Source organism: Pseudomonas qingdaonensis, assembly GCF_018398475.1.
Lineage (GTDB): Bacteria > Pseudomonadota > Gammaproteobacteria > Pseudomonadales > Pseudomonadaceae > Aquipseudomonas > Aquipseudomonas palmensis.
Genome location: NZ_CP074676.1, coordinates 3,703,723 through 3,720,756 on the forward strand (window position 1 = coordinate 3,703,723; position 17,034 = coordinate 3,720,756).

The 17,034-nt window shown below is 65.9% G+C and carries 18 protein-coding genes; 14 read left to right on the forward strand and 4 right to left on the reverse strand.

Features of this window, described 5'->3' with window-relative positions:
* The first annotated feature begins 32 nt into the window (after positions 1-32).
* The 6 genes from KH389_RS16805 to KH389_RS16830 all read left to right on the forward strand — a co-directional run bounded on the left by KH389_RS16805 (position 33) and on the right by KH389_RS16830 (position 7,522).
* The gene (locus tag KH389_RS16805; protein ID WP_116054860.1) at positions 33-1,289 is read left to right on the forward strand and encodes an OprD family porin; all 1,257 of its coding nucleotides are present in this window, start codon (positions 33-35) and stop codon (positions 1,287-1,289) included.
* 196 nt (positions 1,290-1,485) lie between these two features.
* Complete coding sequence (locus KH389_RS16810) at positions 1,486-2,016, forward strand: sigma-70 family RNA polymerase sigma factor (RefSeq protein WP_043860918.1); 531 nt, start codon at positions 1,486-1,488, stop codon at positions 2,014-2,016.
* Positions 2,013-2,963: a FecR domain-containing protein gene (locus KH389_RS16815; protein ID WP_213605839.1), complete on the forward strand. Its 951-nt coding sequence runs from the start codon at positions 2,013-2,015 to the stop codon at positions 2,961-2,963. The genes KH389_RS16810 and KH389_RS16815 overlap by 4 nt, the downstream gene beginning before the upstream one ends.
* Before the next feature lie 154 nt (positions 2,964-3,117).
* Positions 3,118-5,601 carry a TonB-dependent siderophore receptor gene (locus KH389_RS16820; RefSeq protein ID WP_213605840.1) on the forward strand — a complete coding sequence of 828 codons (2,484 nt, stop codon included), beginning with the start codon at positions 3,118-3,120 and terminating at the stop codon, positions 5,599-5,601.
* 113 nt (positions 5,602-5,714) lie between these two features.
* Positions 5,715-6,911 (forward strand): MFS transporter, encoded by a 1,197-nt coding sequence (locus tag KH389_RS16825; protein ID WP_213605841.1) that lies wholly within the window; start codon positions 5,715-5,717, stop codon positions 6,909-6,911.
* 62 nt (positions 6,912-6,973) lie between these two features.
* Positions 6,974-7,522, forward strand: coding sequence for a cupin domain-containing protein (locus tag KH389_RS16830; protein ID WP_043859772.1), 549 nt, complete (start codon positions 6,974-6,976; stop codon positions 7,520-7,522).
* Positions 7,523-7,588: 66 nt separating this feature from the next.
* On the opposite strand, the gene KH389_RS16835 is transcribed toward KH389_RS16830, so the two are convergent.
* A complete protein-coding gene (locus tag KH389_RS16835) occupies positions 7,589-9,079 on the reverse strand; it encodes a DASS family sodium-coupled anion symporter (RefSeq protein WP_054915142.1) in 1,491 nt (496 codons plus the stop codon).
* A 439-nt stretch (positions 9,080-9,518) separates the two neighbouring features.
* Here KH389_RS16835 and KH389_RS16840 point away from each other — a divergent pair, with 439 nt between their 5' ends.
* Positions 9,519-9,848 carry a hypothetical protein gene (locus tag KH389_RS16840; RefSeq protein WP_043859774.1) on the forward strand — a complete coding sequence of 110 codons (330 nt, stop codon included), beginning with the start codon at positions 9,519-9,521 and terminating at the stop codon, positions 9,846-9,848.
* 132 nt (positions 9,849-9,980) lie between these two features.
* On the opposite strand, the gene KH389_RS16845 is transcribed toward KH389_RS16840, so the two are convergent.
* From KH389_RS16845 to KH389_RS16855, 3 genes are all read right to left on the reverse strand, one after another.
* Entirely contained in the window at positions 9,981-10,283 is a 303-nt protein-coding gene (locus KH389_RS16845) for a hypothetical protein (protein WP_043859775.1), read from the reverse strand.
* 216 nt (positions 10,284-10,499) lie between these two features.
* Positions 10,500-10,688 carry a hypothetical protein gene (locus KH389_RS16850; RefSeq protein WP_043859776.1) on the reverse strand — a complete coding sequence of 63 codons (189 nt, stop codon included), beginning with the start codon at positions 10,686-10,688 and terminating at the stop codon, positions 10,500-10,502.
* A 138-nt stretch (positions 10,689-10,826) separates the two neighbouring features.
* Positions 10,827-11,147 (reverse strand): YbjQ family protein, encoded by a 321-nt coding sequence (locus KH389_RS16855; RefSeq protein ID WP_043859777.1) that lies wholly within the window; start codon positions 11,145-11,147, stop codon positions 10,827-10,829.
* Positions 11,148-11,265: 118 nt separating this feature from the next.
* Here KH389_RS16855 and KH389_RS16860 point away from each other — a divergent pair, with 118 nt between their 5' ends.
* The 7 genes from KH389_RS16860 (at position 11,266) to KH389_RS16890 (ending at position 17,028) form a co-directional block, all read left to right on the forward strand.
* Complete coding sequence (locus tag KH389_RS16860) at positions 11,266-11,505, forward strand: hypothetical protein (protein ID WP_213605842.1); 240 nt, start codon at positions 11,266-11,268, stop codon at positions 11,503-11,505.
* 101 nt (positions 11,506-11,606) lie between these two features.
* Positions 11,607-12,458: an STAS domain-containing protein gene (locus KH389_RS16865; protein WP_054915144.1), complete on the forward strand. Its 852-nt coding sequence runs from the start codon at positions 11,607-11,609 to the stop codon at positions 12,456-12,458.
* 4 nt (positions 12,459-12,462) lie between these two features.
* Positions 12,463-12,825, forward strand: coding sequence for an STAS domain-containing protein (locus tag KH389_RS16870; protein WP_043861203.1), 363 nt, complete (start codon positions 12,463-12,465; stop codon positions 12,823-12,825).
* Positions 12,822-13,226, forward strand: a complete 405-nt coding sequence (locus tag KH389_RS16875; RefSeq protein WP_043861202.1) for an anti-sigma regulatory factor — start codon at positions 12,822-12,824, stop codon at positions 13,224-13,226. Before KH389_RS16870 ends, KH389_RS16875 begins: the two co-directional genes overlap by 4 nt.
* Positions 13,217-14,227 carry an ATP-binding protein gene (locus tag KH389_RS16880; RefSeq protein WP_178083069.1) on the forward strand — a complete coding sequence of 337 codons (1,011 nt, stop codon included), beginning with the start codon at positions 13,217-13,219 and terminating at the stop codon, positions 14,225-14,227. Before KH389_RS16875 ends, KH389_RS16880 begins: the two co-directional genes overlap by 10 nt.
* Positions 14,220-15,095: a sensor histidine kinase gene (locus tag KH389_RS16885; RefSeq protein WP_043861201.1), complete on the forward strand. Its 876-nt coding sequence runs from the start codon at positions 14,220-14,222 to the stop codon at positions 15,093-15,095. The genes KH389_RS16880 and KH389_RS16885 overlap by 8 nt, the downstream gene beginning before the upstream one ends.
* A complete protein-coding gene (locus KH389_RS16890) occupies positions 15,085-17,028 on the forward strand; it encodes a response regulator (protein ID WP_054915145.1) in 1,944 nt (647 codons plus the stop codon). The genes KH389_RS16885 and KH389_RS16890 overlap by 11 nt, the downstream gene beginning before the upstream one ends.
* The last annotated feature ends 6 nt before the right edge of the window (positions 17,029-17,034 follow it).

Here is a 17,034-nt window from a genome sequence, read left to right on the forward strand (position 1 = left end):
TGCCGCCAGAACAACAACAAAAGGTAGATTGCATGTCGTTTTCCCGCCGTCCCCTGACGGCCAGCGCCGGCCTGTGCGCCGCGCTTGCGCCGTTGCTTGTGCAGGCCGATTTCATCCAGGACAGCAAGGCCAGCCTGGAGGCCCGCAACTTCTATTTCAGCCGCGACTTTCGCCAGCACGCCGCGCCCCAGAGCCAGGCGCGGGAGTGGGCCCAGGGCTTCATCCTGCGCATGGAATCGGGTTACACCGAAGGCACCCTGGGCGTTGGCCTGGATGCGCTGGGCGAGCTGGGCCTGAAGCTCGACTCCAGCAAGGCGCACCGGGGCACCGGCCTGCTGCCGTTCGGCGCCAGCCAGGAGCCGGCGCACGACTACAGCGAACTGGGCCTGACCGCCAAGCTGCGCCTGGGCAAGAGCGTGCTCAAGCTCGGCACCTTGCAGCCCACCTTGCCGGTTGCCTCGATCAACGACGTGCGCCTGCTGCCCTCGACCTACAACGGCAGCCTGCTGACCTCGCAGGACATCGACGGCCTGACCCTGAACGTGGGCCGCCTGGAAAAACAGAACCTGCGCGACTCCTCGAGCAACGACCAGATGAGCTATGCCGGTGTCCAGAGCAGCCACCTGGACCTGGCAGGCGGCACCTACGCGCTGCGCCCCAACCTGGCGCTGAGCTACTACTACGCACAGATGCACGACCTCTACCGCCAGCACTACGCCGGGCTGGTGCATGACATGCCGCTGGCCGAAGGCGTGAGCCTGCGCAGCGACCTGCGCTACTTCGACACCCGCGAACAAGGCAGCGCCAACCTGCGTTCCGCTGCGCGGGTGGACGGCGGGCGCATCGACAACCGCTTCTTCAACGGCATGCTGACCCTGGGCGTGGGCGCGCACAAATTCGGCCTGGGCTACCAGAACCTCTCGGGGGACGGCGACTTCGCCTACCCGGGGCTGGACCCGTACTCGGTCAACCTGGTGACGGTGAATGTCTTCACCAAGGCCGAAACCGATGCGTGGCAGGCGCGCTACGACTACAACTTCGCCGCGCTGGGGCTGCCGGGGCTGAGCTTCATGACCCGCTATGTGAATGGCAACCATATCCAGACCGCGACGGTGAGCGGCGGCAAGGAATGGGAGCGCGACACCGACATCGCCTATGTGGTGCAGAGCGGGCCGCTGAAGAACGTGAGCGTGCGATTGCGCAATGCGACGTTCCGTTCCAGTGGCGGGTTGACCAGCGATATCGACGAGAACCGCTTGATCGTGGGGTATACGCTGGCGTTGTGGTAATCGCCGAGGGGCCGCGTGGCGGCCCTTTCGCGGGTCAAGCCCGCTCCCACAGGCAAACCGCTGCCTTGCAGGACGGTGCAGACCCCGTGGGAGCGGGCTTGACCCGCGATGCGCCCAGCGCTATTTCACCTGCCCTCTTCCTAACATTCTTGGGAATGCTTATCATCTGCATCCTTTTTCCCCGGAAGTCGCCAGGATGAGCGCCCCCACCTCACCCGCCAACGCCGAAGTCGGCCAGCTCTACCAGCACCATCACCTGTGGTTGCAGCACTGGCTGCGCCGGCGCCTGAGCTGCCCGCAGCGCGCCGCCGACCTGATGCAGGACACCTTCGTGCGCATCCTCGCCTCGTCCGAGTCGCTGGAGCTGGTGCGCCTGCTGCGCGAGCCGCGCAGCTACCTGGCGACCGTGGCGCGGCGGGTGATGATCGACCACTTCCGGCGCCAGAAGCTCGAACAGGCCTACCTCCAAGCCCTGGCCGCCCAGCCGGTGTACGAGGAGATCTCGCTGGAAGAGCGCCTGCTGATTCTCGAGACCCTGCGCGAAGTCGACCGCCTGCTGGCCGGGTGCGGCGCCAAGGCGCGCCAGGCGTTCCTGATGGCCAACTGGCTGGGCATGACCTATGGCGAAATCGCCACGGCGCTGGGCGTTTCGCTCAGTTCGGTGAAGAAGTACATGTACAAGACCACCGAGCGCTGCCTGCTGCTCGCCTTCGACGAGCAGCCATGAGCAACGACCGCGAAGCGCAGCGCCAGGCGCTCAAGGAAGCCGCCCGCTGGCATGTGCAGCGCATGGCCGGCGATGCCAGCCCCGGCCTGGAACGGGCCTGGCGGGCATGGTTGGACAGTGCACCGCAGAACGGCTGGGCCTGGGCCCGGGTGGAGCAGTTGCATGGGCAACTGGCCAGTGTGCCGGGTGGGCTGGCGTTCGATGCCTTCAAGCGTGCCGAAGCCCATGGCCTGACCCGCCGCGGCGTGGTCAAGGGGCTGCTGCTGGCGACCGGGCTGGGGCTGGGTGGCTGGGCCAGCTACCGCAGTACTCCGGCGCAGGCGTTGCTGGCGGACGTGCACAGTGGCACGGGTGAAATTCGCAGCGTCACCCTGGCCGACGGTAGCCAGTTGGTGCTCGATACGGCGTCGGCGGTGAACATCCGCTTCGACAGCGGGCAACGGCTGATTCAGCTGGTGCGCGGGCGCATCCTGCTTACCAGTGGCAAGGATGTGCAGCAGCGGCCGTTGCGGGTGCAGACCGCGCAGGGCGTGGTGCAGGCGTTGGGCACGCGCTTCAGCGTGGCGCAGCAGGCCGGGCGCAGCGAGGTCGAGGTGTTCGAGCATGCGGTGCGGGTCAGCCCCTTGCTGGGGGAGGCGCAGCGCCTGGAGAGCGGGCAGGCGTGCGGGTTCAGTGATCAGCGGGTGGATAGCCCGCAGCTGGCGTCGGCGGCCCAGGCGGCGTGGAGCCTGGGGCAACTGGTGGTGGAGAACTGGCGGCTGGGTGATCTGCTCGACGAGCTGGGGCGGTACCGGCCGGGGTTGCTGACCTATGCGCCGCAGCTGGCAGAGCAGCGTGTGTCGGGCAACTTCTCGTTGACCGACAGTGATGCGGCGCTGTCGGCGCTGGCGCGCTCGTTCGATTTGCGAATCGAGCGGCATGGTCGGTACTGGGTGCGGGTGATGTAGGCGCCGGCCTTGTCTGGCCGGCTCTTGACCTGCACAGCGCAGTGTTTGATGCAGCAAAAAAAATTCCTCATCCCGCGGTACCTTTTCTCATTCTCATCCGCCTTGTCTGAAACACCCCCTTTCGCGCATCCCTTCTGCATCCGACGAGGCCCCCATGTCACCCCGTTCCCCCCGCCTGCTCCCCGCCCACCTGCTGGCCGCCGCCATGGCCGCCAGCATGCTGCCAGCCCCCTCGGCGATGGCCGATGAAGTCAGCAGCAGCCGCACGGCCTACAACATTCCGGCCGGTTCGCTGGCCAGCGTGCTCGGTGCCTTCGCCGCCGCCAGCAGCCTCAATCTGTCCTACGACGCCGCCCTTACCCGCGGCAAGCAGAGCCCCGGCCTGCAAGGCCAGTACGCCACCCTCGACGGCCTCAGCCGCATCCTGGCCGGCAGCGGGCTGCAAGCCTTCCCACAAGGCGACGGCAGCTACTCGTTGCGCCCGGCCCCCAGCAGCAACGGCGCCCTGGAACTGGGCGCCACCAACGTCGACGGCACCCGCACCAGCAGCACCGGCGACAGCACCGACAGCTACACCGTGCGCAGCGTCAGCATCGGCAAGGGTCAGCATTCGCTGCGCGAAACCCCGCAGTCGGTCACGGTCATCACGCGCAAGATGATGGACGAACAGAACCTCACCAGCCTCGAACAGGTGATGGAGAAAACCCCCGGCATCACCGTTCACGACTCGCCCATGGGCGGCAAGTACTTCTACTCGCGCGGCTTCATGATCGCCGGCCAGTACCAGTACGACGGCGTACCGCTGGATGTGGGCGGCAACTACGTGCAGGCCAACAGCTTCTCCAGCGACATGGCCTATTACGACCGCGTCGAGATCATGCGCGGCGCCGCCGGCATGATGAAAGGCGCCGGCAGCTCGGCCGGCGGGGTCAACTTCATTCGCAAGCGCGGCCAGGACAAGGCCGCCACCCACGTAACGCTGTCGGCCGGCACCTGGGACAACTACCGCGCCCAGGTCGACACCGGCGGCCCACTCAACGACGCCGGCACCCTGCGCGGGCGCGCCGTGGTCGCCCAGCAGGACCGCAAGTACTTCTACGACATCGGCGAGCGCGAAGACCAGGTGGTGTACGGCGCACTGGACTACGACCTGAACGAAGACACCACCCTGGGCCTGGGCCTGGCCTACGAAAAGCTCGACGCCAAGCCCTGCTGGCAGGGCCTGCCGCGCTACAGCGACGGCAGCGACCTGAAGCTGTCGCGCTCCACCTGCCTGGGCGCGTCGTGGAACCACTGGGACAGCGAGCGAACCAGCCTGTTCGCCGACCTTACCCACCGTTTCAACGCAGACTGGGCGCTCAAGGTCGCCTCGATGTACACCCACAACGACCAGAACATGCAATACGCCATGGGCGAAGGCACCGTGCCGGTGGGCAGTACCCAGAGCGCCTCGAAGCTGTACTCCGGGCTGTTCGACTACGACCAGGACGACTACGGCTTCGACGCCAACCTGGACGGCCATTTCCAGGCCTGGGGCCTGGAGCACGAGATCATCGTCGGCGCCAACGCCAGCCGCTCCAAGGGCCGCGACCGCTACGAACTGATCAACCTGACCGAGCTGTACGGCGTTACCCAGAACCCGTTCAACCCCAACCCGCACATCCCCAAGCCGGGTGACTCGGTCTACGAGAAGGAGTCCTACCGCGGCGGGCCGATTCCGGTGACCTCCGACACCCGTCAGTTCGGCACCTACGCCACCCTGCGCCTGAAGCTGGCCGAGCCCCTCACCGCCGTACTCGGCAGCCGCGTCAGCTGGTACCGCAACAGCAGCGACAGCTACACCCGATACTGGAACTACTGGCAGCCCAACCGCAGCCAGGAAAACGGCCAGGTGACGCCGTTCGCCGCGTTGATCTACGACCTGGACGACACCTGGTCCGTTTACGCCAGCTACGCCGACATCTTCCAGCCGCAAAGCACCTACGCCAAGGCCGACGGCAGCTCGCTCAAGCCCAAGACCGGTGCCAGCTATGAGGTGGGGGTCAAGGCCGAGTGGTACCAGGGTCGCCTCAATGGCGCCTTCAACCTGTTCCGCAACACCGAGCAGGGTCGCGCCGAGGCTGACTACAGCACGGTATGCGATAGGTCGTCCGACGGTTACTGCTACACCGACAGCGGCAAGGTGCGCGCCCAGGGCTTCGAAGCCGAGCTGAGCGGTGAACTGATCGAGCGCCTGCAGGTGCTGGCCGGCTACACCTACACCCAGGTCGAATACCTCAAGCGCATCGACGACACCCGCCAGGACGCCACCTTCACCGCCAGCTACGTGCCCAGGCACATGGCGCGTGTATGGACCAACTACGACCTGGACGGCGCCCTGCAGCGCTGGAGCGTGGGCGGCGGGGTCAGCGCGCAGAGTGCCAACCACTTCGTGGACCGCAACACCAAGATGGTGCAGCCCGGCTACGCCCTGTGGAGCGCCCGCATCGGCTATCGCCTGGATGACAACTGGAGCCTGGCCCTCAACGGCAACAACCTGTTCGACAAGCACTACTACAGCAGCGTCGGCGCCGCTGGCTGGGGCAACTTCTATGGCGAGCCGCGCAATCTGATGGTGACCCTGCAAGGCGACTTCTAACCCACAGCAACAAGGCTGAAGTCAATTAAATGATTATTACTATCGTTTACAGGCTTTAGCCTTGGGGACAGCTGCGGCACAATGGCCGCCCTGCTCCTCTGCCTTGGATAGCCATGAACACCGTCCAGCAACCCCCGCTGCTCAAAACCCCCGCCTTCGACCTGCGTCCGCTGATGGTGGTCAACATGGCCTGCACCATGGCGATGATGGCCTTCGTCGCCCTGATCGGCCCCATCGCCCGCGTGCTGGGCCTGGCAGCCTGGCAGGCGGGCGCGGCGGTCACGGTAGCCGGGGTGGTGTGGATGCTGCTGGCGCGCCCCTGGGGCCGGGCCAGCGACCGCTTCGGTCGACGCCGGGTGCTGCTGGTGGGCACCGCGGGGTTCACCCTGGCCTATTGGGCCCTGTGCCTGTTCATCGATGGCGCGCTGCGCTACCTGCCGGCCACCTCCCTGGCCTTTGCCGCACTGGTGATCGGCCGCGGCCTGATCGGTGCGTTCTATGCCGCCCTGCCGGTCGGCTGCGCCGCGCTGATTGCCGACAACATGCAACCGCAACAGCGCGCCCGCGCCATGGCCTCGCTGGGTGCGGCGAACGCCGTGGGCCTGGTGATGGGCCCGGCACTGGCCGCGCTGCTGGCGCGCCACAGCCTGAGCCTGCCGTTCTATGCGATGTCGGTGCTGCCACTGCTGGCATTGCTGGTACTGCAGTTCAAGCTCAAGGGTCAGGAGCTGCACCTGAGGCAACCGCCCCGCCCCGTCAGCCTGACCGACCCGCGCCTGCTTCGCCCGCTCACGGTGGCCTTCGTGGCGATGCTGTGCGTGTCGCTGGCGCAGATCACCGTAGGCTTCTTTGCCCTTGACCGCCTGGGCCTGGCGCCTGCCGATGCCGCCCAGGCGGCGGGCATTGCCCTGACCATGGTGGGTGCGGCGCTGATCTTCTCGCAGGTGCTGGTGAGCAAGCTGCAATGGCCGCCGCTGCGCATGATCCGCGTGGGCGGCTGCATCAGTGCGCTGGGTTTTGCCAGCGGCGCCCTGGCCGACAGCGTGGGCATGCTGTGGGCGTGCTACTTCGTCGCTGCGGCCGGCATGGGCTGGGTGTTCCCGGCGTTCCAGGCGCTGGCGGCGAACGCGGTGGATGCCGGTGAACAGGGCGCGACCGCAGGCTCTGTGGGCGCGGCACAGGCCCTGGGCACGGTGATCGGGCCGCTGGCCGGCACCCTGATCTACGCCCTGGACCCGCGCCTGCCGTACCTGATGGCCGCCTTGCTGCTGCTGTTGATCGCCTTGTGGCCGGTGCCTGCACGCCAGTAGGCGGGTTCGGCGACGGAATGTGTTTTAATGCGTCGCCCATTATTTTTGACATCAAGGCGGCTATGGACACGGGGACACGACTCAAACTGGTACGTGAACGCACCAAGCTCTCGCAACGGGAGCTGGCCAGGCGCAGCGGCCTGACCAACTCGACGATTTCACAGATCGAGCAGAACCGCGTCAGCCCATCGGTGAGCTCGTTGAAAAAGCTGCTGGAAGGCATCCCGATGTCGTTGGCGGAGTTCTTCAGTTTCGACGAACCGCCGCGCGAAGAACGCTTCGTGTTCCGCGCCAACGAGCAGCCCGACCTGGGCAGTGGTGGCTTGCGCATGCTGCTGGTCGGCGCCAGTGTCGAAGGTCGGCAGATGCGCATGCTGCGCGAGCTGTATGCGCCGGGCGCCGACTCCGGCGAAGAGCCGATCGTGCACACCGAGGGCGAGGAATGCGGCCTGGTGACCCGTGGCACCATCGAGTTGCGGGTAGACGGCCAGGTCAGCGTGCTGAACTCCGGCGACGGCTACTACTTCCCCACCACCCTGCCCCACAGCTTCAAGAACATCGGCCAGGACGAAGCCGAGATCATCAGCGCCAACACCCCGGCGAACTTCTGATGAGCATCGCTGCAAGCGGCAAGCTGGCTCGGCCTCGCTTGCCGCTTGCCGCTTGCAACGGCCCTTCTACATCCAGCCCAGCCAGTGCCACCAGGTTGCGGCGAACACCAGCATCAACCCGTACCCCACCAGCGTCACCACGATCCCGACCTTGGCAAACTGCCGCGCGTTGAAGGTTTCGGTACCCAGGCACACCATGTTCTGCGGTGCGTTGATCGGCAGGATGAACCCGTAGCTGACCACAAACCCCAGCACCATGGTCATGCCCAGGCGGCTGAAATCCCCCGGCAAGGTCTGCAGCACCGCGATCAGTATCGGCAGCAGCGCCGAGGTCAGCGCCGTGGCACTGGCAAAGCCCAGGTGGATCACGATCAGAAACGCCGCCAGAATCGAGAACACCCCCAGCGTGCCCAATTGATCCAGCCCGGTATTGGCCACCACCTGCCCGCCCAGCCATTGCCCGGCCTGGGTGGTCAACAGGGTGGTGCCCAGGCTGATGCCGACGCCGAACACGATCACTGTGCCCCACGGAATACGCGCCTGCACATCCTTCCAGGTCATCACCCCGAAGCGCGGCAGCAACAGCAGCACCAACCCGGCGTAGGTGGTCGAGGTGGTGTCGAAGTGATGCAGCTTGCCCTCGGTGGCCCAGGCCAGCAGCAACAGCAGCGACACCCCCAGCAGACGCTTCTGCGCCCCGCTCATCGGCCCCAGCGCCTGCAACTGCTCGGCCACCGCCGCCTTGCCGCCGGGAATGCTGTCGCTCTCGGGGGGCAGCATCCTGAGCACCAGCACGATCAGCACCACCGACATGATCAACGCCCACGGCGCCCCGGCGATCAGCCAGTCGATCCATGACACCCGTGCACCGAGCATCTTGTCCATGAAGCCGACCGTCAGCAGGTTCTGCGCGGCTGCGGTCTGGATGCCGATGTTCCAGATGCTGGTGCCCTGGGCCACGATGATCATGATGCCGGCGGCGATGTTGGAGCGCTTGTTCACGCCGAACGCGGCGATCACGCCCATCATGATCGGCACCACGCAGGCACTGCGCGCCGTGGCACTGGGCACCACCAGGCTGAGCAGGATGATCACCACCATCGCCCCCAGCAGAATGCGTCGGGTGCTCACGCCCACACGGTTGAGCGTGACCAGCGCGATGCGCCGGTCCAGCCCGGTGTGGGTCATCGCCGCTGCGATGAACAGGGCCCCCACCACCAGCGCCAATGCCGGGTTGGCAAAGCCCGTCAGGGCCATGCTCACGGCTGCCGACGAGCCGTAGATCACCGACGGGTCGGCAAGGGTCGGTGCGGTGCCCAGCAAAAATGCCAGCAGCGAGGTGATCATGATCGCACTGGCTTCGTACGACACCGCCTCGGTGATCCAGATCACCACCGCAAAGGCCAGGATCGCCAGCACACGGTGACCGGCCACCGGCAGGTCGGCCGGCAGCGGCAACAGCAGCACGCCGACCAGCGCGACGATGCCCAGCAGCAGGCCCACGGGCAACAGGGGTTGAGCGCCAGGCGCTGCGGGAGGATTGGCGGGGGTACTCATGGGCAGGACTTCTTTGGCAACAAAACAGGCCCCTATCATCCCCAGCGCCTGGCCGGTACGCGCTGACCCGGGTCAATACATGGCCAAGACGCCCTGACCAGAGCGCTTTGTAGGACATTCCAACAGCCGGTGGCGCGGCGACCCATAAGCTCGAAAAAGACTGACCGGTCATTTGTAGTGAATAAAAAAAATCACTACAAAACCTATTGACGGCATTCGTTGCCCCTTGCATGATGAGGCCGTCTCCCTGATCGGGAGCGCTGGCAAAGGGTGTTCCAGACAGTTCGAGCGGTTTCGGGCTGTCCGTGGAGAGGGACTGTCCAAAAGGCAGAGTGAAGAAAGCCCCTGTTGCGACGCTGCTGTAGCAGCCTTGGTAGATCGCTACATGAAGTAGCGCAGGTTTGAACTCACCAACGACGAATAGGTAATAGGGGGCTTTATGATCAACTTGAACAACCAACCCACCATCGACCAATTGGCTCAGCTGTTCGCTGCCCGCAAGGACAGCCTCGATGACCACCTGCTGTGGGTCAGTGCCACAGGTGACGTGCACATCGACAAGATGCCGCCGCACACTGTCGAAGAGGCGATCGATGCGAAGCGTGAAATGCGCGCCCGTTTCAGGATGTTCCGCCGTGGCAAGGGCTACGTCGGCAAGAAGGCAGCGGCAGACACCGCGTTTGTCGCCAAGGTGCTGGAGACCCTGCAACAGGAATGGCCCGCCATCCGCGAGCGCCAGGACGTGAAGGTGATCGACCGGCTGTGCTGAGCCAGGCGAATTGAAAAAGGCGACCTTCGGGTCGCCTTTTTTATGCGTGCCTTATCGCCTCATCGCGGCTCTGGCTCGCCCCACCGTCTGCGCACATTCCCTGTGCGCCACGACAGGGCGTAACCGCAGGCATCAGGCCTGACGACGAAACCGCGGGTGCTCCATCGGCACGGCGTCGGTGGCCAACGCCCGGGCCCGGTCCACGCCGCGCACCAGCGCACGGCTCATGGTTTCACCCGGGCACGAGGGGTAGTACTCCTCGAACAGCGCCTTGCCCCGGCGCCCGTACACCCCCAGGAACATCTGCGTGGCCCCGGTGCGCGACAACCGCACCTGCACGTCGATGCTGGTGCCATCGCTGAGTTCTTCGTCATGGCTGCGGCTGTGCAGCTGAGAGTCGGCCCACGCCCAATAAGTCTCTTCCCTGATGCGCATCGCACTGCTCCTTGTTCGTTCGAACCGACAGTAAGGCATACAACCGCCAAGGGGGCTAGCGACAGCCGTCGCCCCATTGAGCGAGGTCAAGAAAGCCGCATAAAACGGCAGATTCAGCGTACCGGTCGTCTGTTTGCGAAATAGCCTACAACCCACATGAAAAAGCCCCACACACCGCAGCACAGGCTGGATGGCGGGGCCTCTTCGGCGTCGTGGCTACTTCTTGCGCAGGCCCGGCAGAAACCGGCGGCGCTCGCTGCGCGGTGGCACCGTGGAGCGCACACGTACCGGCGCGTCTTCCAGGGTCATGTTGGCAAACCCCAGCTGGAACGCTGCTTGCCCGCAACGCACCTGGCTGTTGATGGGAAACTCGTCACCATCGTCTTCGAAATACGATTCCTTCATACCCGGCTCCCCTGCTGTGGATCACTACCGGCACGCAGATGAATGCCTAGGAAATAGTGACCTGTTGCTTTCAGAGACTAGCCGGACATTTGAAGACTGCCTGGTCACTTATTGTCGCACCCGACCAGTGGCCTATGGCTACCTGAGTTTGACCGCGGTGCCGGTGACGAATACCACCACCATGCCGCCACGGGCCGACGGCATGCTGATTTCGTAATCCAGGCCGATCACTGCATCGGCCTGCAGGCTGCGGGCGCGCTGGCGGATTTCGTCGGTGGCCTGGATGCGCGCTTCTTTCAGGGCGCTTTCCAGGGTTTGCGAACGGCCGCCGAAAAAGTCGCGAAAGCTGGTGAAGATGTCGCGTACCACGTTGATGCCCTGCACCGATTCGGCGCTGACTACATCCAGGTAGGCCGCGACTTCGCGCCCTTCGACAGTGCCAGTGGTGGTGAGGATCATTGCGTACTCCTGAGCGTTGTCGGGGCATGCCCCGACCCAAAAGAACACGATGGTAACAAACCCGCACTTTCGCCGCCCTGCCTCGCTGGCAAGGCTGGCTCCTGTCAGAAGCGCAACCGTGCAGCTGGCCCCGCAGAACGCCGGCTACGGGTATGTGCTGGCGGTGGCCCTGCACGATCAGGGGCAGCGCGAGCCGGCAATGCAACAACAACCGTTTAACCGTGATGTTCGGCTGGCCTTGATGCATTATCTGCAACAGGCCCGGCAGGTGGACACAGCCAATGCCCTGCTCGAGTCGCTGCGCCAGCTCAACCCCTACGACCCGATGCTGCAACCGCGCCCCGCCAGCGGGAGCTGAGGGCCTGCAAAAAATTTGATGAAGGCAATATCGAACTAGAATCAGGCCTGCACACTCAGATGCGCATGTGCCTTACCTACCCTGCTCAGGAGCTTGTCCAAATGGCTGCACTGCAACCTGTCACCCTCACCGCCATCCGCACCCACCAGGCCTCCCTGGTAGCCGAATGGCTGGCCGGGCTGGACGCATCGGGTGCCACGCGCAACCTTAAGGCCGACGACCTCAAGCGCCAGACCGAAGAGTTTCTCGACCTGCTGCACGCCGGCCTGCAGAACGGCGATGCCAGCAACCTCAACGCCGGTGCCTGGGACGAGGTGCGCCTGTTCCTGGAAAAGCTCTCCCATAGCCGCGCCCTGCTCGGCCAGGACTCGCAGCAGACTGCCACCTTCATCTTCTCCCTCAAGGGCCCGCTGTTCGCCCTGCTGCAGCGCGAGTACAGCGAGCAGCCGGCGCAACTGGCCAACCAGCTGCTGCAGGTGTCCGAACTGCTCGATGCCCTGGGCCTGCACACCATCCGCACCTTCCAGAAATCCCGCGAGGCGGTGATCAAGCGCCAGCAGGAAGAACTGCTGGAGCTGTCCACCCCGGTGGTCAAGCTGTGGGACGGCGTACTGGCACTGCCGATGATCGGCACTCTGGACTCGCAACGTACCCAGGTGGTGATGGAATCGCTGCTGCAGCGCATCGTCGACACCGGCTCTGAAATCGCCATCATCGACATCACCGGTGTGCCCACCGTCGATACCCTGGTGGCCCAGCACCTGCTCAAGACCGTGACCGCCATCCGCCTGATGGGCGCCGACTGCATCATCAGCGGTGTACGCCCGCAGATCGCCCAGACCATCGTGCACCTGGGCCTGGACCTGCAGGGCGTGGTGACCAAGGCCAACCTGGCCGACGCCCTGAAGCTGGCCCTGCATCGCCTGGGCCTGTCCGTCGCCAAGGCGGGCTGAAGCCATGGAGCGCATCCCGATTCTGCAAATCGGCGAATTCCTGCTGGTGACCATCCAGGTCGACATGCATGACCAGCTGGCCATGACCCTGCAGGACGACCTGTCCGAGCGCATCAGCGCGACCTCGGCCAAGGGCGTGCTGATCGACATCTCGGCGCTGGACATGGTCGACTCCTTCATTGGCCGCATGATCGGCACCATCTCCGGGGTGTCGCGCATCATGGACACGCAGACCGTGCTGGTGGGCATGCAGCCGGCCGTGGCGATCACCCTGGTCGAACTGGGCCTGACCCTGCCCGGCGTGCGTACCGCGCTCAACGCCGAGCGCGGCATGCGCCTGCTCAACAACTCGGCTGCACCGCAATGAGCGCCGAGCAAAGCGGCACCCAGCCCATCCTGCTGGAGCAGGATGTGGTACGTGCACGGCAACTGGCGCGCACCCTGGCCCAGGGCTGCGGCATGAGCCTGATCAACCTGACCAAGCTGGTCACGGCGGTCAGCGAGCTGGCCCGCAACGCCGTGGTGTATGGCGGCGGTGGCCACATGGACTGGCAGGTGGTCGAGAAGGACCATCGCAAGGGCCTGCGCCTGACCTTTCGCGACGAAGGGCCGGGCATCCCCGACATCAAGCTGGCCATGACCGATGGCTGGACCAGCGGCGGCGGCCTGGGCCTGGGCCTGACCGGGGCAAAGCGCCTGGTGGACGAGTTCGAACTGGATACCGCCCCCGGGGCCGGCACGCGCGTGACGATTCTGCGATGGGCCTGAGTATCCTGGGCAGCCTGACCCAGGTGCTGCCGATAGAAGACGAGAGCCAGGTCGGTCATGCCCGGCGCTGCGTGCAACGCCTGGCCGAACAGCAGGGTTTCGATGCCACCGACGCCGGGCGCGCCGCGCTGCTGGCCACCGAGCTTGCGAGCAACCTGCTCAAGCATGCCGGGCGCGGTGAACTGCACCTGCGGGTGCTGCCCAACAGCGGCTACAGCGGGCTGGAACTGATCGCCATCGACCGTGGCGCAGGCTTCGACCTGCACCACTGCCTGGCCGACGGGTTCTCCACCGGCGGTACCCAGGGCATCGGCCTGGGCGCGATCAAGCGCCTGGCCGATGTGTTCGATGTGTACGCCGACAGCCGTGGCGCCGCCGTGCTGGCGCGCCTGTACCCACGCAGCAGCGCGGCCTGCGACCTGCGCTGGGGCGCCAGCCAGCACAGCCTGCATCACGACCCGGCCTGTGGCGATGCCTGGTACCTGGCCTACGACGGCCAGCGCATCAGTGCCCTGGTGGTCGACGGGCTGGGCCACGGCGAGCTCGCCGAACGGGCCGCCCACGCCGGCACCCAGGCCTTTGCCCAGGCCCCGTTCGCCGACCCCGCGCAGGTGCTCGAGGCGATGCACGTCAACATGCAGGGCACCCGTGGCGGCGCTGCGGCCTTCGCCCAGTACGACAACGGCGCGCTGCGTTTCAGCGGCGTCGGCAACATCGGCGCGCACCTGCTCGCACCCGGTAGCAGTCGTGGCCTGGCCTCGCACCCGGGTATCGTCGGCGGGCAATTCCGTCGCGTGCGCCCCTTTGACTATGCTGATGTGCATGCCAACCTGCTGGTGCTCTACAGCGACGGGCTGCAATCGCGCTGGGACCTGCAGCAGTATCCTGGCCTCATGCATCAGCACCCGGCACTGATCGCCGCCGTGCTGCATCGCGACTTCTGCCGAGGCCGCGATGATGTCACCGTGCTGGTTGTTGCCCTGGAGACCCTAAGTGGCTGATTCCCCTACCCTTGCCGACACCGAGGCGCAGGCGCTGATCGCGCGGCTGCGTGAAGAGGGCGACGCCCTGCGAGCCGAACTCGAAGAAACCAACCAGGGCGTGCTGGCCCTGTATGCCGAGCTGGATATCCAGGCCGAGCAACTGCGCCAGGCCTCGGACCTCAAGAGCCGCTTCCTGTCGTACATGAGCCACGAGTTTCGCACGCCGCTGGGTTCGATCCTGAGCATCGCCCGCCTGCTCAGCGACGAGCTGGACGGCCCGCTGAGCCCCGAGCAGCACAAGCAGGTGACCTTCGTCAGCAATTCGGCGCGCGAACTGAGCGACATGGTCGACGACCTGCTCGACCTGGCCAAGATCGAGGCCGGGCGCATCACCATCTCGCCGGCCTGGTTCGACATGCTCGACCTGTTCGCGGCCCTGCGCGGCATGTTCCGGCCGATCGTCGATGCCTCGGCGGTCGACCTGATCTTCGAAGAGCCCCAGGGCCTGCCGCGCCTGTACAGCGACGACAAGAAGCTGGCGCAGATCCTGCGCAACTTCATTTCCAACGCGCTGAAATTCACCGCCCGTGGCGAAGTGCGGGTATCGTCGCAACTGGAAGACGACGGCCAGATCCGCTTTGCGGTGCACGACACCGGCATCGGCATTCCGGGCGAGCTGCACGACACGCTGTTCGAGGACTTCGCACAGATCGACTCGCCGCTGCAGAAGCGCCTGCGTGGCACCGGCCTGGGCCTGTCGCTGTGCAAGCGCTTCGCGGCGCTGCTGGGTGGCCGGGTCGGGGTCGAGAGTACGCCCGGGGTCGGTTCGACCTTCTACGTAGTGATCCCCTTGGCGCTGGCCCAGGAGCCTGGTGATGAAGCCTGACATCCGCCTGCTGATCGTCGACGACAACATCGTCACCCGCTATGCCCTGCGCCGGCGCCTGGAATGCCATGGCTACCGCATCGACGAGGCCGGCACCGGTGGCGAGGGCCTGGAGCTGATTGCCAGCCAGACCTACGACGCGCTGATCCTGGATGTACACCTGCCGGACATGAGCGGCTTCGATATCGTGCGCATCCTGCGCGCCACCCCGGCCACCGCGTTGCTGCCGGTGATCCACGTATCGGCGGCCGCCATCGGTACCGGCGACATCATCACCGGGCTGGACGCCGGGGCCGACGCCTACCTGATCCACCCGGTCGACCCCGAGGTGTTGCTGGCCACCCTGCGCACGCTGCTGCGGGTACGCGACACCGAGCAGGCGCTGCGCGAGAGCGAGGCGCGCTTTCGCGAGATCTTCGTCAGCACCGCCGCGCCCATCGCGCTGCTGGGCACCGGGCTCAAGGTGCACGAATGCAACCAGGCGTTCGCCCAGCTGATCCAGGACAACCTGAGCCCCGACACCCTGGTCGAGTGCTTTGCCGACGACCAGCAGCCGGTGATCGACGAGCTGCTGCGCAGGCTCGGCACCCGGGACCGCTGGAAGGGCCTGCTGCACATGCGCGTCAACGGCCAGCTGCGCGAGACCCAGTGGCAGGTGTCGCCCTACCGCAGCGGCGAGTCGAGCCTGATCTTCGTCGAGGACGTGACCGAACAGCGCCACCGCGAACGCACCCAGCGCGCCGAACTGGACAGCGCGACCACCCTGCTGGCCCAGGAAGTGGCCGAGCGCGCCCGTACCGAGGCGCAGTTGCTGCAGGTGCAGAAGATGGACGCACTGGGCAAGCTTACCGGCGGCATCGCCCATGACTTCAACAACATGCTCACCGGCATCATCACCAGCCTGGAGCTGATCAAGAAACGCATCGAGCAGGGCCGCGTCGACAAGGTGCAGTCCTACGCCGACGCTGCACTGGGCGCCGCCATGGGGGCCGCCACCCTGACCCACCGCCTGCTCGCCTTTGCCCGCCAGCAACCGCTGGACCCCCGCCCGGCCGACATCAACCAGCACATCCGCTCGCTGGAGGAACTGCTGCGACGCACCATCGGCGAACACATCAGCCTTCACCTGAACCTGAGCGAGCACCTCAGCGTGGCCCTGGTAGACCCGATCCAGCTGGAGAACGCCGTGCTCAACCTGGTGATCAACGCGCGCGACGCGCTGCCCCAGGGTGGCAACATCTGGATCAGCACCTACGCGGCGCACACCCAGGACGACCTCAAGCTGGCCGATGGCGCCTACGTGGCATTGTCGGTGCGCGACGACGGCAGCGGCATCGCCCCCGAGGTGATCGGCAAGGTCTTCGACCCGTTCTTCACCACCAAGCCCATCGGCCAGGGCACCGGGCTGGGGCTGTCGACCATCTACGGCTTCGCCCGCCAGTCGGCCGGCGACGTACAGATCCGCAGCACCGGCGGGCGCGGTACCGAAGTGACGCTGCTGCTGCCGGCCAGCCAGAGCCCGCTGTTGAGCATCACCGAACCCACACCCGACACCGTGATCAGTACCGCCGGCGAGCATGTGCTGGTGGTGGAGGACATGTCGGTGGTGCGCAGTTTCGTCTGCGAGGTGCTGACCGATGCCGGTTACCGCTGCACCCCGGCGCCGGACGTCGAAAGCGCCCTGCAGAAACTGCATGCCGACCCGAGCATCGCCCTGCTGCTCAGCGACGTGGGCCTGCCGCACATGAACGGGCGCGAGCTGGCCAATGTCGCGCGCATGCTGCGCCCGAGCCTGCCGGTGCTGTTCATGACCGGCTACGCCGAGAACGCCATCGACCGGCAGCATTTTCTCGGTGAGCGCATGGACATCGTCACCAAGCCGTTCCAGATCCACGAACTGCTGGACAAGGTTCGGCGCAGCCTCGACGCCTGAGCCGCC